The 15,270-nt window shown below is 37.7% G+C and carries 8 protein-coding genes; all 8 read left to right on the top strand.

Going from position 1 to position 15,270, the window contains the following annotated elements:
- Positions 1-64 precede the first annotated feature (64 nt).
- The 8 genes from BLQ19_RS03690 to BLQ19_RS03655 all read left to right on the top strand — a co-directional run bounded on the left by BLQ19_RS03690 (position 65) and on the right by BLQ19_RS03655 (position 15,260).
- Positions 65-2,008, top strand: a complete 1,944-nt coding sequence (locus BLQ19_RS03690; RefSeq protein WP_074537440.1) for a hypothetical protein — start codon at positions 65-67, stop codon at positions 2,006-2,008.
- 283 nt (positions 2,009-2,291) lie between these two features.
- Positions 2,292-3,788, top strand: a complete 1,497-nt coding sequence (locus tag BLQ19_RS03685; protein ID WP_074537439.1) for a sulfatase family protein — start codon at positions 2,292-2,294, stop codon at positions 3,786-3,788.
- 20 nt (positions 3,789-3,808) lie between these two features.
- On the top strand, positions 3,809-5,263 hold the full coding sequence (locus tag BLQ19_RS03680; RefSeq protein WP_083332176.1) for a sulfatase-like hydrolase/transferase: 1,455 nt from the start codon (positions 3,809-3,811) through the stop codon (positions 5,261-5,263).
- 49 nt (positions 5,264-5,312) lie between these two features.
- The gene (locus tag BLQ19_RS03675) at positions 5,313-7,814 is read left to right on the top strand and encodes a glycoside hydrolase family 95 protein (protein WP_074537679.1); all 2,502 of its coding nucleotides are present in this window, start codon (positions 5,313-5,315) and stop codon (positions 7,812-7,814) included.
- A gap of 18 nt (positions 7,815-7,832) precedes the next feature.
- Positions 7,833-9,254 carry a hypothetical protein gene (locus BLQ19_RS03670; protein WP_025614173.1) on the top strand — a complete coding sequence of 474 codons (1,422 nt, stop codon included), beginning with the start codon at positions 7,833-7,835 and terminating at the stop codon, positions 9,252-9,254.
- A 38-nt stretch (positions 9,255-9,292) separates the two neighbouring features.
- The gene (locus BLQ19_RS03665; protein ID WP_083332175.1) at positions 9,293-11,137 is read left to right on the top strand and encodes an arylsulfatase; all 1,845 of its coding nucleotides are present in this window, start codon (positions 9,293-9,295) and stop codon (positions 11,135-11,137) included.
- Positions 11,138-11,204: 67 nt separating this feature from the next.
- A complete protein-coding gene (locus BLQ19_RS03660; protein WP_074537438.1) occupies positions 11,205-12,836 on the top strand; it encodes a GH39 family glycosyl hydrolase in 1,632 nt (543 codons plus the stop codon).
- Positions 12,837-12,848: 12 nt separating this feature from the next.
- A complete protein-coding gene (locus BLQ19_RS03655) occupies positions 12,849-15,260 on the top strand; it encodes a glycoside hydrolase family 3 N-terminal domain-containing protein (protein ID WP_074537437.1) in 2,412 nt (803 codons plus the stop codon).
- Positions 15,261-15,270 lie beyond the last annotated feature (10 nt).

The following is a 15,270-nucleotide window of genomic DNA, read 5'->3' as shown; positions in this document are numbered from 1 at the left end:
ATTTCTAGAATGTAATGGATCAACTAAATGAAGAGGGTGTTGTATGAGAACAAATAATATACATATGAAAAAAAAGAGTGCCATAGTTATCTGCCTGAGTTTCTTATGTTCTTTTACCTTGGTATTTAGTGCTACAATTCAAAAAGAAGCGCCCTTAGATATACGAGAGTTTTTAAAACATGCGGACGGTGAAACAATTTACCCGTCAGCAAGGCAGCTAGAAATGCTAAAAAAAGTGATACCAACCAAAGCATACCAACCAGCACCTGCAGGTTCTGATCGGGTGTATTGGAATGCCATTGCCGCAACACCATCAGGAAAGGCGTATTTGCAGGAAGCATTGACTATGTTATCTAAAGCTCCGGAAGTACCTATTTCCGATGAGATTTATAGACGTGCGAACAAGGAAGGGAATCGAGGGATATATAAGCCCAGATATTACCGGACTATGGAGCGTTTAGAGCATTTTATATTGGCAGAATGTTTAGAAAATAAAGGGCAGTTTGTTCCACAAATACATACGTATTTACAGGCTATTCTAGATATGAAGTCATGGTTACATCCTAACCATGATGATGCTGAAAATGGTGTTCTTGAAGGTAGGCGTGTATCAATAGATTTAGGTGCACGAAAATTTGGAGGGGTATTGGCATTGGCATCATCACTCTTAGAAGATGAGCTTTCTGAGGCTATGCGTGATGCTATAAAAGAACAATTGCAATGGCGCATTACGGATAATTATTTGCAAAGTAGTAAAGTGCCCGATGAAAACAATCATTGGCTTAATGGTACGAGTAATTGGAATTCCGTTTGCACAAGTGGATCCGTTTTAGTTACGATTTCAAATTCTGACAGTTCAGAAGAACGTGTGGCAGCTATTGGGTCAGCAATAAATAGTATGAAGTATTATTTGAGTGGCTTTGGTGCAGATGGGTATTGCTCAGAAGGCTTAGGGTATTGGGGTTATGGTTTCAACCATTATTTGTACTTGGCACAAATGCTGTCTGATTATACGGATGGAAAAATAAATTTAATTGCGTTTGATAATCCAGAGAAATTAAAAAGAGTAGGAAATTTTCCAGAACATTTTGAAATACAGCAGGGTACTTGCGCTCCTTTTTCTGATGGCGTTTCACATATAAAAAGTGCTGGAAGTAATTTTGCTGAGGTCTTGTCTTCTAAATATTATGGGGCAAAGAAGCCGTCAGAAATTAGAATGGAAGAAGCTGTAGAGCAAATTATGGCGTGGAATAATCCAATACTTTTTAGTGCAGCAGAAACTCCTTCAGAACAAAAATCAGTTTTAAAAGGACACACGTATTTTGATGATTTTGGAATGGTCATTTCTCGTGGAAAACAGAAAGTTCCTTTTTCAATAGCACTTAAAGCCGGGCATAATGCCGAAAATCATAACCATAGTGATGTTGGTACCTATAGTATCGTTCTTGGGGAAGATTTTATGACTGGTGATATTGGAGCACCTTCATACATAGCGGGGTCATTTTCACCAGACAATAAAGCACGAAGTTCTTGGGGGCATCCTGTGCCTAAAATAAATAATACACTACAAGCGAATGGTCGGGCGTTTGAAGGAAAAATTATTGAAACGGTCTTTGAAGACACTATTGATAAGGTGGTAATGGATCTCAAATCAGCCTATGCTATACCACTATTAAAATCTTTAACGAGAACGATACTAAATGATAAAGATGGAACAGGAACAATAACGATAGAGGATGATGTTGTAAGTACTGCGCCTATCGCTTTTGGAACGGCAATTATGACGTATTCACAGTATGAATTCATAGATGATCATACTGTGTTATTGACTTCTGAACATCAGAAATTAAAAGTTGAAATTAAGAGCAAACAGGGGGCGTTAAAAATTACAGATGAGAAAGTGCCTGTTATACATTTAAGAGAGGGCGGAACAGCGTATAGAATTGGAATCGATTTTGTAAAACCCATTAAAAAAGGGAAAATCACAATTACTTATACGCCATTGTAGTAGCTACTATTTTTACCATTTGTAAAATTTCATTGCTTAAAAATTGACATAATCTTCTAAATATGCTTCTATTTTATGAGTATGGCAAAAAAAGTATCAATGTCAGTTTTAAAATTGGTGGATTTGAAGAAGTTTTGAATGTAAGTTTAAACCTTGGAATACATCCGTTGTGATTATTTCAAGCAGGATAGGATTACTCTTTTGTGGGCTGCAGGTTTGATGTGAAAATTGGCTGTTCCTAAAGTAATTATCTATTGCCAACTAACACTCAAATAATTTTCTGATGAATAAAATGATGTTCGTGTATAAATTAGGATTAACGGTACTACTAGCTACAAGCTTCTCTTGCAAGGAAGAGAAAAAAACAACTATAGAGAAGAAACCTAATTTTTTATTTGTTCTTGTTGACGATCAATCCCCTTTTGATTTACAGGTGTATGACGGTGCTTCCATTCTGGAAACCCCCACCATAAATCAATTAGCAACTGAAGGGACTGTTTTTGACGGAGCCTATAATATGGGCTCCATGAACGGAGCAGTTTGTACTCCTTCACGGCACATGATCATGACGGGACGCACTGTATGGCATTTACCACCAAGTGCAGAATTTCAAGATAATACAGCTCCGAACCCTTTAGATGAACAAACCATAGGCGCTATTTTTAATAGGGCTGGATATAAAACGATGAGAACCTGTAAGGTTGGTAACTCTTATCCTGGCGCGAATAAACAATTTACCGTTGTTCATGATGCTACCAAAAGAGGTGGAACAGAAGAATCTGGTAGTGCTTGGCATTCTAAACAAGTACTTGATTATTTAGCAACTAGAGAAGAAGAGAAAGAAACGAATCCCTTTTTCATCTATTTCGGTTTCTCTCACCCACATGATACTAGAAATGGCACTCCAGAACTTTTATCAAAATACGGAGCGACCAATCATAAGGATGAAAACTCATTACCGCCAGCAAATGTAAAGCAGCCAGTTTTACAAGACAACTATCTTGCGGAGCATCCTTTTTTTCATGGACACCTGGAATTACGTGATGAAGAACGCGTAAGTGGGGTGTGGAAAAATAGAGATGAAAATACCGTTAGAAATGAATTAGGTCGGGAGTATGCTTGTGATGAAAATATAGACAACCAATTACAAAAAGTACTTGCTAGGCTTAAAGAAACGGGCGAATTGGAGCATACCTATGTGATCTATACTTCAGATCATGGAATGTCTATTGGGCGCCATGGATTAATGGGAAAGCAGAACTTATATGAGCATACCTGGCGCGTACCCTTTATGATTAAAGGCCCTGGAATTACCGCAAATAAAAGAGTGCAAGGAAATATTTATTTACTAGATGTATTGCCTACGTTATGTGATTTGGCAGGCATAGAAATTCCAGAAACAGTAGAAGGGAAAAGTTTTGTGCCGGTTCTAAAAGGGGAAAAAGAAACAGTACGTGAGGTGATGTATGGCGTATATGCAGGAGGAACAAAACCGGGGATGCGAAGTGTGAAAAAAGGAGATTGGAAATTAATAAAGTATGATGTAATGGACGGTGCTGTGCGAGAAACACAACTGTTTAATTTAAAAGCAAATCCAAATGAATTCCTTCCAGAGCACCAAAAAACAGGAGCAATGGAAACAGATTTAGCGGAGAATCCGGAATACGCAGATAAATTGGCGGAGATGGAGCAATTGCTACTGGAGCAAATGATTGAGAATGAAGATCCATATCGTTTATGGAATCAAACAGAAACGCCAAGTAGTGCTAGCGATAAATAATTGATAATACCAAGAATGTAATGGAAATAAAGGCTTTTAAATTGAAAGGGGTAGTTGCACTATTGTTAATGTGTTTCGGTGTTCCAGAAAAAGGATACACACAAAACGAACAACCAAATATTGTTGTTTTTTTATGTGATGATTTAGGGTATGGCGATTTATCATCTTACGGTCATCCATTTATTGAAACACCAAATATTGATCAATTGGCAGCAGAAGGCATTAAGCTGACTAATTTTTATGCCGCAGCGCCTGTGTGTTCTCCCTCAAGAGTTGGGCTTTTAACAGGCAGAAGTCCAAATAGAGCAGGGATCTATGATTTTATTATTGGAGGGAATAAAAAAAGAGATGATAATAGAGATATGGTGCACCTGCAAGCAGATGAAGAAACTATTCCAGCCCGACTAAAATCTGTAGGCTATGCCACTTGCTTAGTAGGGAAATGGCATTGTAGCTCTCTTTTCAATTCGGAGGAGCAACCAAAACCTAGTCACTTTGGTTTTGATCATTGGTTTGCGACACACAACAATGCCGCTCCTAGTCATAAGAACCCTAAGAATTTTGTTCGTAATGGAGAAAAAGTAGGAGAGGTAGAAGGTTTCAGTAGCCAGATTGTGGTAGATGAAGCTTTACAATGGCTCGATAAAAAAGAAGATAAGAAACCTTTTTTCTTGCAAGTAACCTTCCATGAACCTCATGTTCCTGTAGAGTCTCCGCAAGAATTAGTAAACAAATACCTTCCAGTAGCTAAAAATGAAAATGAAGCTCAGTTTTTTGCTAATGTTGAGAATGTAGATTTGGCCGTTGGCCGAATGATGGACTATTTAGAGAAAAATCATTCAGAAAATACCATTGTGATTTTTACTTCAGATAATGGTCCGGAAACACTTATGCGTTATGAAAAGGCCTATAGGTCTTATGGTTCTCCAGGAGCATTGAAGGGGATGAAACTTTGGACTAATGAAGCAGGGTTTAAAGTGCCTTGTGTTATAAAATGGTTGGGCAAACCAACGTTTACAGGAACCTCGGATGCGGTGATTTCGGCACTTGATTTTATGCCTACATTCTGTGAATTATCGGGTGCAGCGCTACCAGAAAATGCATTAGACGGGCAGTCCATGCAATCGTTTCTCCAAACTGGAAATATCGAGAGAGAGAAACCCTTGTTGTGGAGTTTTTACAATGCCGAAAATGATCACGTCATAGCCATGAGAGATGGGGATTGGAAAATAATGGCACAGCTGAAAAATAAGGGCAACTATCTGCCTAAAATATTTAATATCTACGATGGTAATGAAGCTTTTGTAAAAGAAAGTACGCTAACCGATTTTATCCTGTACAATTTAAAAGACGATGCTGGTGAAACAACAGATATAGCATCAGAAAGCGGAAAGAAATATAAGGAGATGCGTAAAAAGCTAAAAAGAGAATATGAAGAATTACTAGCGGATAGCCATATTTGGATACGAGATTAAAAAGAATAAATTTTCGAAGTACCTATAGTTACGAAAAATGAATACAGAGATGAAATTAAAAATTGCCTTATTACTTTTTTGGGGAGTAGGTTTAGGAACATGTTTCTCTCAAGAAAGCAAGGACCTAAAACTATGGTATGATGCACCGGCATCAGATTGGAATGAAGCCTTACCTATAGGCAATGGCCGTTTAGGAGCAATGGTTTTTGGAAACCCAGCGCATGAAAATATTCAACTAAATGAAAATACGCTTTGGGCGGGTGGTCCACATAGAAATGACAACCCGAAAGCAAAAGAAGCACTTCCAAAAATTAGAACACTTTTATTTGAGGGTAAATTTTCGGAAGCACATAAACTAGCCAATGAAAAATTCATTTCAGAAACTTCAGTAGGAATGCCTTATGAAACTGTAGGTAATTTAAGGTTGAATTTTCCAGGCCATGAAAGCTATACCAATTATAGCAGGGTTTTAGATTTAGAAAATGCAGTAAATACGATTACATACACCATGGATGGTGTCCAATTTAAACGAGAGCTATTTACTTCGTTTACAGATCAAGTTATGGTTATAAAACTTTCGGCCAATAAAAAAGGTAAAATCAGTTTTTCAGCAACTATGGACCGCCCCGAACCTGCAAAGGTGAGTGTTTCTACTGAGAATAATAATGTTTTAGTTATGACAGGGTGGAGCAGTGATAATAAAAATAAGCGCCTGCCTGCAGAAAGCCCAGCGATTAAAGGTCAAGTTGAATTTGATGCTAGAATTAAGGTTATTCCTGAAGGTGGAAAAGTGACTTCAACAAACAATCAATTGGTAGTTTCAAAAGCAAATAGCGTAATCCTATACCTTTCTATTGCTACAAATTTTGTGAACTACCAGGACCTTAGTGCAGATCCGCATAAAAAAGCAGAAGCCTATATCATTGAAGCAGAAAAGAAAGATTACCAGCAGTTGGTACATGATCATACTTCTTTTTACAAAAACTATTTTAATCGGGTACGCTTAAATTTAGGAAAATCTGAAGCGGCTAAAAATACTACGGATATCAGGATTAAAAATTTTAGTACAGGTTTTGATCCTTCCTTAGCCGCATTGTATTTTCAATTTGGCAGGTATCTATTAATTTCTTCATCACAGCCAGGAGGGCAAGCCGCAAATTTACAAGGCCTTTGGTGCAAAGATTTAACACCACCTTGGAAGAGTGCGTATACGGTGAATATTAACACTCAAATGAACTATTGGCCATCTGAGGTGACGAACCTTTCGGAAATGCACGACCCTTTAATTGACTTAGTAAAAGAGCTTTCGGTTACGGGTCAAAAAACAGCAGCCGATATGTATGGAGCAGAGGGATGGGTAACACATCATAATACAGATATTTGGCGTATTACAGGTCCTGTAGATGGTGCTACTTGGGGTATGTGGCCAACGGGTGGCACTTGGTTAAGTCAACATCTTTGGGAGAAATACATGTTCAATGGCGATGTAAACTATTTAAGTTCGGTGTACCCTGCGATGAAAGGCGCGGCAGAGTTTTGTTTGAGCTTTTTAATGGAAGAACCAACAAATGGATGGCTGATTATCTCACCAACAATTTCTCCGGAACATGGTCCTAAGGGGCGCGATAAATCAGTAAATATAGCAGCAGGTACCACCATGGATAATCAGCTGGTTTTTGATCTACTAACAAAAACCGTAGCCGCTGCTAAATTATTAGATACCGATAAAGAACTCATACAAAGAATAGAACAGACACTTCCTAAATTACCTCCAATGCAGGTTGGTCAATACAATCAATTGCAAGAATGGATGCAGGATGTAGATGATCCGGAAGATAAACACCGTCACGTTTCTCATTTATATGGCTTATACCCATCAAATTTAATATCTCCCTATAGAAATCCAGAATTGTTTGAAGCAGCAAGAAATATCTTAATTCAAAGAGGAGACCCTTCTACGGGTTGGTCTATGAATTGGAAAATAAATTTATGGGCCCGATTGTTAGATGGTAATCATGCCTACAAATTAATGGGAGATCAAATTAAATTAGTGGGCAGACCAGATTCGCCAAAAGGTGGCGGTACGTACGCGAATATGTTAGATGCACATCCGCCATTTCAGATTGATGGAAATTTTGGTTTTACTTCTGGTTTGACAGAAATGTTAGTGCAAAGTCATGATGGTGCTATTCACTTACTTCCTGCACTACCGGATGTTTGGAGTGAGGGCAAGGTCAACGGGTTACGAGCTAGAGGAGGGTTTGAAATTGCTTCCATGCAATGGAAAGATGGCGTTCTCGTAAAAGCGGTTATAAAATCGACCTTAGGGGGTAATTGCAGAATCCGTTCCTATAATGAACTCAAATTTGAAGATGAGAAAGACTTAATGACTGCTCAGGAGATTAACCAAAACCCGTTTTATCAAACCCCAAAAACTAAAAAAGCCTTAGTTTCTAAAACAGTAATATCAAAGAGCTTAGAACTTAAACCAACCTACGTGTATGATATTCCAACAACAATAGGTCAAGAAATTGTATTGATTAAAAAATAACCAAACGGAACAAAATATATGTGGACAGAAAAGATAATTTCAGTAACTAAATTAGGTGTAGTAGGATTCTTGTTCTTGCTATTTTCAAATAGCAATGCGCAAGTAACCGTACATTCTTTAAGTGAATTAATTCCCTATTTAGATGACGATAATGTAGATGTAAAGCTAGCGCCAGGCGTATATTCCATAACAGTAAAAGATGTTGAGAATGGACTATATCAGCAAGAAACAAAAATTAAAAATGTTAGTAAGGTACTGTTGCTGTTTGAAGGTAATAAAAGTACGTATGATTTTACAGGAGTAACACTTAATATTGAAACGAAGGTTTTTGCGGCCTTTGGCAATGTGGAAGTTTATGAAATACAAATCTTAGGAAATAGTAATGTACTAAAAAATCTAACTTTAGTAGATGTGGGCTCTGTTCATGATAGCCCAACACGAAGAGCATGTAATATTGTAATGGATGGTGCACATAATAGAATTGAAGGCTTTAATGTAACTACAAAAGGTTCTTTTCCATATGGCTATGGGGATGCCTTTGGTAAGGGTGGAGCAACGGTTATTCCACATCAAAAGCATAGTGCATGTTTAATTCGCGGAGAATCTAATCATCTTAAAAATTCTAGTTTTATACACCGAAGTTACGGGCATTGTATTTTTATGCAAGCTGCTAGCAACCCTTTAATTGAAGGGTGTTATGTAGAAGGCGAAATGCGTTCTACAGATGATATTTTAGCAGAAAAAGGAACAGGAACTCCAGCAGATAAGGTCGGTTTTATGACGGTTTGGGGTTATAAACTTCCGGCGGGCTATATGCTGAGTACAGGAGAAGCAGGCATCCGTGCCTACAATGCAGGAGAAACGAGTATTGATGGAAAGTTTTATGCCAGAGGAACCTCAAATCCTACCGTATTAAACTGTACCGTTAAATACATGCGAACAGGTGTTACGATAGCGCATGCTACAGGTAAAAAATATGTAGAAGGGTGTACCGCTATTGCTTGCGAAAATGGTTTTTCTCTGGGTTCTGGTGATGTGGTTAATTGCAGGGCAGATTGTACCTATGGTCCCGTATACACTTCTACCTATGAAACCGATGAAAACTACAATGCAGATATTACCATTTTAGCATCAAACTTACCGTATATGAACGGCTCGGGCAGTGTTGCTTATATTGGAGGTAGCGGTCATAATATTCTACTAAGAGGCTCAGACGAAGGAGCAAAATTAGGATTGAAAATTAAAGTAGGTGGTGATAAAAATAACATTCGACTATTGCATGGCAACCTACCAGATCAAAACAATTTCAAAGCATCGAATTTTGAAATTCAAAACCTTACCCATTATCCTTTATTATTATCAGAAAAAAGCACTGAGGTTAGCGGACAATCCTTAGGTGTTGTTACAGATTTAGGGAAGAAAAACAAGGTTAATAACTAAATAAAACCAACTCAACTTAATATCGAAAAAATAAAAATATGTGTGTATCACCTATAAAAAATATAGTACTCAGTAGTATTGCTCTTCTTTGTTTCGGGAGCTTCTTCTCATGTGAATCTGTTCAAGAACTACCTCAAAAACCAAATGTAATTCTGCTTGTGGTAGATGATCAAGGTTATGGTGATATTGGACGCCTAGGAAATACGGTGTTAAAAACACCAAATATTGATGCACTTTATGATGAAAGTGCGCGATTTACACAATACCACGTGTCGCCTACTTGCGCGCCAACCAGAGCAGCACTAATGACAGGGCATCATTCGAATAGAGCAGGAGTTTGGCATACGGTAAACGGACGTTCTTTGTTATTAGAACGCGAAACAACCATTGCTCAAGTGTTTAAAGAGAATGGCTATGCTACAGGAATTTTTGGAAAATGGCATTTGGGAGATAACTACCCTTTTCGTCCGCAAGATAAAGGGTTTGAAGAAGTATTAGTACACGGTGGGGGCGGAGTAGAACAAACTATGGATTATTGGGATAATGATTATTTTGATGATACCTATACGAACAATGGCAAACTAGAAAAATTTAAGGGTTTCTGTACCGATATATGGTTTGATAATGCTAAGAAATACATGGAAGAAAATAAGAAGAACAATAAACCTTTCTTCTGTTATTTATCTACCAATGCCGCACACACCCCCTATTTTGTAGCAAACAAATATTCAGATCCTTATGAGGATAATGAAAATGTACCTAATGCTGCGTTTTATGGCCTTATTGCTAATGTAGATGAAAACATAGGCAAGCTTGTAGCCTATTTAAAAGAAATTGATTTGATGGATAACACCATTTTAATATTTACGACTGATAACGGCACCTCTGCAGGTGCTAAGATTGAACAAGGGGGCGATAGATTAGATGGGTTTACCGATAAAGGATACAATGCAGGGATGCGCGGTATAAAGGCAAGTATGTATGAAGGAGGTCACCGAGTGCCACTTTTTATTCATTGGAAAGACGGAGGTATAACCACTGGTACAGATATTAATGAATTAACGGCGCATTATGATATAGCACCCACCTTAATAGATTTATGTGGTTTAAACGTTAAAGAAGATTTGAAATTTGACGGAAAGAGTTTGAAACCTTTAATAGATGGGAAAAATGAAGAATTTAAAGACCGTGTGGTGATTACCAATTCTCAACGGATTGAAGTTCCAAAACCTTGGAGAAGAACAGCTTTTATGAAAGGCGATTGGCGATTGATAAATGGAACGGAACTTTATGATTTAAGTACAGATCCAGAACAACGCACCAATGTTGCTGATCAATTTCCTGAAAAAGTAACCGCATTTAAAGTAGAATATGATAGTTGGTGGAATGAGATAGCTCCTAGTTATAAAGATGAACCATACATTATTGTGGGTAATCCAACAGATAACCCAACTACCTTACATGGTCATGATTGGCATACAACAGCCGTGGCAAGTCCGTGGCACCAACGGCATATTAGACAAGGCTATTTAGATAATGGCTATTGGTTGGTAAAAGTAGCAGAAAGTGGGAGCTACAATGTAAAACTACGTCGCTGGCCTGTGGAAACTCATTTACCGTTAAATGGCATTGCCCCAGTACGGCCAACATTAGCAGGAACAACGGTTAGAGAAAGTGTGAAGAGTAAAGCACTTAGCATAAAAAATGCTAGAATCAAAGTTCAGGATCAAGAACAGCGTACCCTGGTAGATCCTAATGCGGAATTTGTAGAATTCACGGTAGCTTTAAAAGCAGGTGAGTCGCAACTTCAAACTTGGTTTACTCTTGATAATGAGAAAGAACTTGGTGCCTATTACGTAACTGTAGAAAAACTAATGGAATAAAAGATTGGCTATTTTTCTAGCCATTGCCTCGTATTTAGAAGTATGAATTAGCTATAAAACATCAACAATGAACCTATTTAAATTTATAAATATATCAATTTTATTTTGCTGCTGGAGTGCAGTAAATGCTCAAAAAGTCACAATTGACACCCATCAAGAGGGGGTCAAATTTGATCATTTTTGGAGTAAGAGTGTGGGAGCAGGTCGTGCCAATGAAGCATTGCGTGCGGGTTGGTTAGAGCAACTGGAACAGGTACAAGAAAATTGTGGATTTGAGTACGTACGGTTTCATGGACTGTTCCATGATGATATGTTTCCAATTGTAGAAGAAAAAGGAGTATTAAAATACAATTGGCAATATATAGATGATGTTTTTGACCGGATGTTAGATTTAAAAGTGAAGCCCTTTGTAGAATTGGCATTTTTACCTTCAAGTATGGCTGCCGAAAACTCAAAGACTGTTTTCTGGTGGAAGGCAAATATTACGCCAATGGATGGAACTTTTGAACAATGGCATCATTTAGTAAAAGCCTTCACTGAACATTGTGTTGCTAGATATGGAATAGATGAAGTAGCTACATGGTATTTTGAAGTTTGGAATGAACCTAATTTATACCCTCTATTTTGGGACGGTACAAAATCACAATATTTCGAATTGTATAAACAGTCGGTTTTAGCTATAAAATCTGTAAATAGTTCCTTGCGAGTTGGTGGGCCATCAACAAGTAATTTTGTGCCAGATAGTCGTTTTGATGGAGAAATAACTAATGATAAAGCATCTGATGAGGTCTTCAGTTCAAAGGATATCAATAGCTTAGAATGGCATGGGGTATGGATAGAAGATTTTTTAAGCTATTGCGAAAAAGAAAAACTTCCAGTAGATTTTGTAAGTACGCACCCTTATCCCACAGATTATGCTTTTAATCCTGAGACAGGAAAAGGAAAGGGACTTACTAGATATGCAAATTCAACAAAAGAAGATTTAGAATGGTTGAACGCGACTATAGCAAAAAGTGCTTATCCAAATGCAGAAATTCACCTTACGGAATGGAACACCAGTCCTAGTAGTAGAGATGATATGCATGATAGGTTACCTGCAGCTGCTTATATCGTGAAAACAAATCTTGATTGTATTGGCTTAACCAATTCCCTAGCTTTCTGGACATTCACTGATATTTTTGAAGAGAAAGGTGGGGCAGCAAGTATTTTTCATGGTGGTTTTGGAATGATAAATTATCAAGGCCTTGTAAAACCATCCTACCATGCTTATAGGATGCTCCATGAATTAGGAGATGTGAATTTGTATAAAAACGATTATCTCTTTGTTAGTAAAAATACTGCAGCCAATACAATAGCTGCGATTGCTTATAATTATCCAGAGGAATATTTAAATGCCGTTCCATCAGGAGCTGATAAACGAGAAAATGGTAGCGTAAAGCAGTTGCATTTCAACTTATCAAATTTAAAGCCTGGAACCATGTTTAAAATCGAAACCTTAGATAAAGATCATGGCAATATTCATAATTTTTGGGAAGATATGGGGAGACCAGAACCACCGACTAGAGAAGAAATAAAAGTGATGAAAGCCTATGCAAACGCTCTTAAAACAGAATTTGTATACGCAGATACCAAAGGTAATATTTCTATAAATCGCGAACTAAAACCATGGAGTTTAGTTTTAATTAAGCAAGTAAATTAAGGAGACTATAAAATGAAATATACATCAATAGTGTTCATCGCATCTAGTATTCTACTGTTATCACTTTCTACTAAAAAGGAACAACCGAAGATATATCATAAAGGCTGGATTGATTTTAATAAAAATGGCATCATGGATGTTTACGAAAATCCTAAATCGACTATTGATGCTAGGGTTGCAAATTTGGTTTCTTTGATGAATGTAGAAGAAAAAACCTGTCAAATGGCTACTCTTTATGGATTCTCTCGTGTTTTAGCAGATGAATTACCTACAGAAAATTGGAAAAACGAGATTTGGAAAGACGGGATTGCCAATATTGATGAACACTTAAATACTATTTGGAATCAGCCTAAAACCCAAACACCATATTCTTTTCCTTACAGCACACATGCAGAAGCGATCAATAAAGTGCAGAAATGGTTTATTGAAGAAACTAGAATGGGAATTCCTGTAGATTTTACTAATGAGGGGGTTCATGGTTTATGCCATAAAAAAGCAACGCCATTACCCGCTCCTATAGGTATAGGAAGTACTTGGAATAAAGATCTAGTGTACAAAGCAGGAACTATCGTTGGTAGGGAAGCAAAAGCTTTAGGGTATACCAACATATATGCCCCCATATTAGATGTGGCTAGAGATCCGCGATGGGGAAGAGTTCTAGAATGTTACGGAGAAGAACCCTTTCATATTGCAGAGATGGGCAAACAAATGACCTTAGGGCTGCAATCACAAAATGTAGCCTCAACGCTAAAGCATTTTGCAGTATATAGTATTCCTAAGGGAGCCAGAGATGGTGATGCGCGTACAGATCCGCATGTAGCGCCAAGAGAAATGCATCAGTTACACTTATATCCATTTAAGCGTGTCATTGAAGAGGCTTCGCCAATGGGGGTTATGAGTAGTTATAATGATTATGATGGCGTGCCCATTACAGCCAGTCATTATTTTTTAACAGAATTGTTAAGAGAAAAATATGGCTTTGACGGCTATGTTGTTTCAGATAGTGAAGCGGTAGAATACGTTTTTGAAAAGCACCATGTAGCAGAAGATTACAAAGAAGGCGTAAGGCAAGTAGTAGAAGCAGGGTTAAATGTGCGGACCACCTTTAGAACGCCAGAATCTTTTATAGAACCTTTAAGAGCCTTAATCCAAGAAGGTAAAATAGCAATGAAAACAATTGATTTGCGAGTTTCAGAGGTATTGAAAGTTAAATTTCAGTTGGGACTTTTTGATCAGCCTTATGTAGAAAACCCAAAAGCATCTGATGCGCTAGTGCATACCAAAGCAGATGAGGAATTTTCAAAGCAAATAAATAGAGAGTCTCTAGTCCTTTTAAAAAACGAGAATAATACCTTACCGTTAGATATTTCTAAACTTAAGAACATACTGGTTACTGGCCCCCTAGCAGATGAAGTAAATTTCACATATAGTAGATACGGACCTGCAGAAAACCCATCTACATCAGTGTATCAGGGCATAAAAAAATATGCAGCAGGAAAAGCTACCGTAACCTACCAAAAAGGATGTGATGTGGTAGATGCTAATTGGCCAGAGAGTGAAATTATTTCTATGCCATTATCTGAAGATGAAGAGGCAAGTATTGCCGCAGCAGTAGAAAAAGCCAAACAATCTGATGTTATTATAGCAGTGGTAGGTGAAGATGATAAGCGCGTAGGAGAAACAATGTCCCGAACAAGCTTAGGATTGCCAGGCAGACAATTTGAATTGGTTCAAGCGTTATATGCCACAGGGAAGCCTGTAATTCTCGTCTTAATTAATGGACAACCACTTACTATAAATTGGGAAAATAAATTTATACCGGCTATTTTAGAAGCTTGGTTTCCTAGTACTGCTGCAGGAGAGGTTATTGCAGAAACATTATTTGGGGAGTACAATCCAGGAGGCAAACTAACCGTTACTTTTCCTAAATCTGTTGGGCAAATTCCGTTAAATTTTCCTTTTAAACCAGGATCTCAGGCCGGACAACCAAGTTCAGGACCTAATGGTTCCGGAAATACGCGCGTATTGGGTGCTTTGTACCCTTTTGGTTATGGGTTGAGTTATACTTCTTTTGAGTATTCAAATATTATAGTACATCAAAAAAGCAAACAATCACAAGGAGAAATCAAGGTGTCTTGTGTGATAAAAAACACCGGTAGTGTCGCCGGAGATGAGGTGGTGCAGTTATATATAAAAGACAAAGTTAGTAGCGTGACGACCTATGAATCTCAACTTCGTGGTTTTGAACGGATTCATTTAAAGCCTGGAGAATCCAAGAAAGTAAACTTCACTCTAGAACCAGATGATTTAGCTATTTTAGATAAAAACATGAACTTCACGGTAGAACCTGGCGCTTTTGAAATAAACATAGGGGCTTCTTCTGTAGATATTAGATTGAAAGAAGAATTTGAAATTATAAATTAGTAGTTTTATG

The organism is Cellulophaga baltica, assembly GCF_900102165.1.
In the GTDB taxonomy this organism is placed as follows: domain Bacteria; phylum Bacteroidota; class Bacteroidia; order Flavobacteriales; family Flavobacteriaceae; genus Cellulophaga; species Cellulophaga baltica.
The sequence above is the reverse complement of the archived record's forward strand: the minus strand, read 5'-3'. Positions and strand labels throughout refer to the sequence as shown.

Excerpts from the sequence above, each read along its gene's own strand:
- BLQ19_RS03690 (WP_074537440.1), top strand. The coding sequence starts at position 65 with ATGAAAAAAAAGAGTGCCATAGTTATCTGCCTGAGTTTCTTATGTTCT.
- BLQ19_RS03685 (WP_074537439.1), top strand. The coding sequence starts at position 2,292 with ATGAATAAAATGATGTTCGTGTATAAATTAGGATTAACGGTACTACTA.
- BLQ19_RS03680 (WP_083332176.1), top strand. The coding sequence starts at position 3,809 with ATGGAAATAAAGGCTTTTAAATTGAAAGGGGTAGTTGCACTATTGTTA.
- BLQ19_RS03675 (WP_074537679.1), top strand. The coding sequence starts at position 5,313 with ATGAAATTAAAAATTGCCTTATTACTTTTTTGGGGAGTAGGTTTAGGA.
- BLQ19_RS03670 (WP_025614173.1), top strand. The coding sequence starts at position 7,833 with ATGTGGACAGAAAAGATAATTTCAGTAACTAAATTAGGTGTAGTAGGA.
- BLQ19_RS03665 (WP_083332175.1), top strand. The coding sequence starts at position 9,293 with ATGTGTGTATCACCTATAAAAAATATAGTACTCAGTAGTATTGCTCTT.
- BLQ19_RS03660 (WP_074537438.1), top strand. The coding sequence starts at position 11,205 with ATGAACCTATTTAAATTTATAAATATATCAATTTTATTTTGCTGCTGG.
- BLQ19_RS03655 (WP_074537437.1), top strand. The coding sequence starts at position 12,849 with ATGAAATATACATCAATAGTGTTCATCGCATCTAGTATTCTACTGTTA.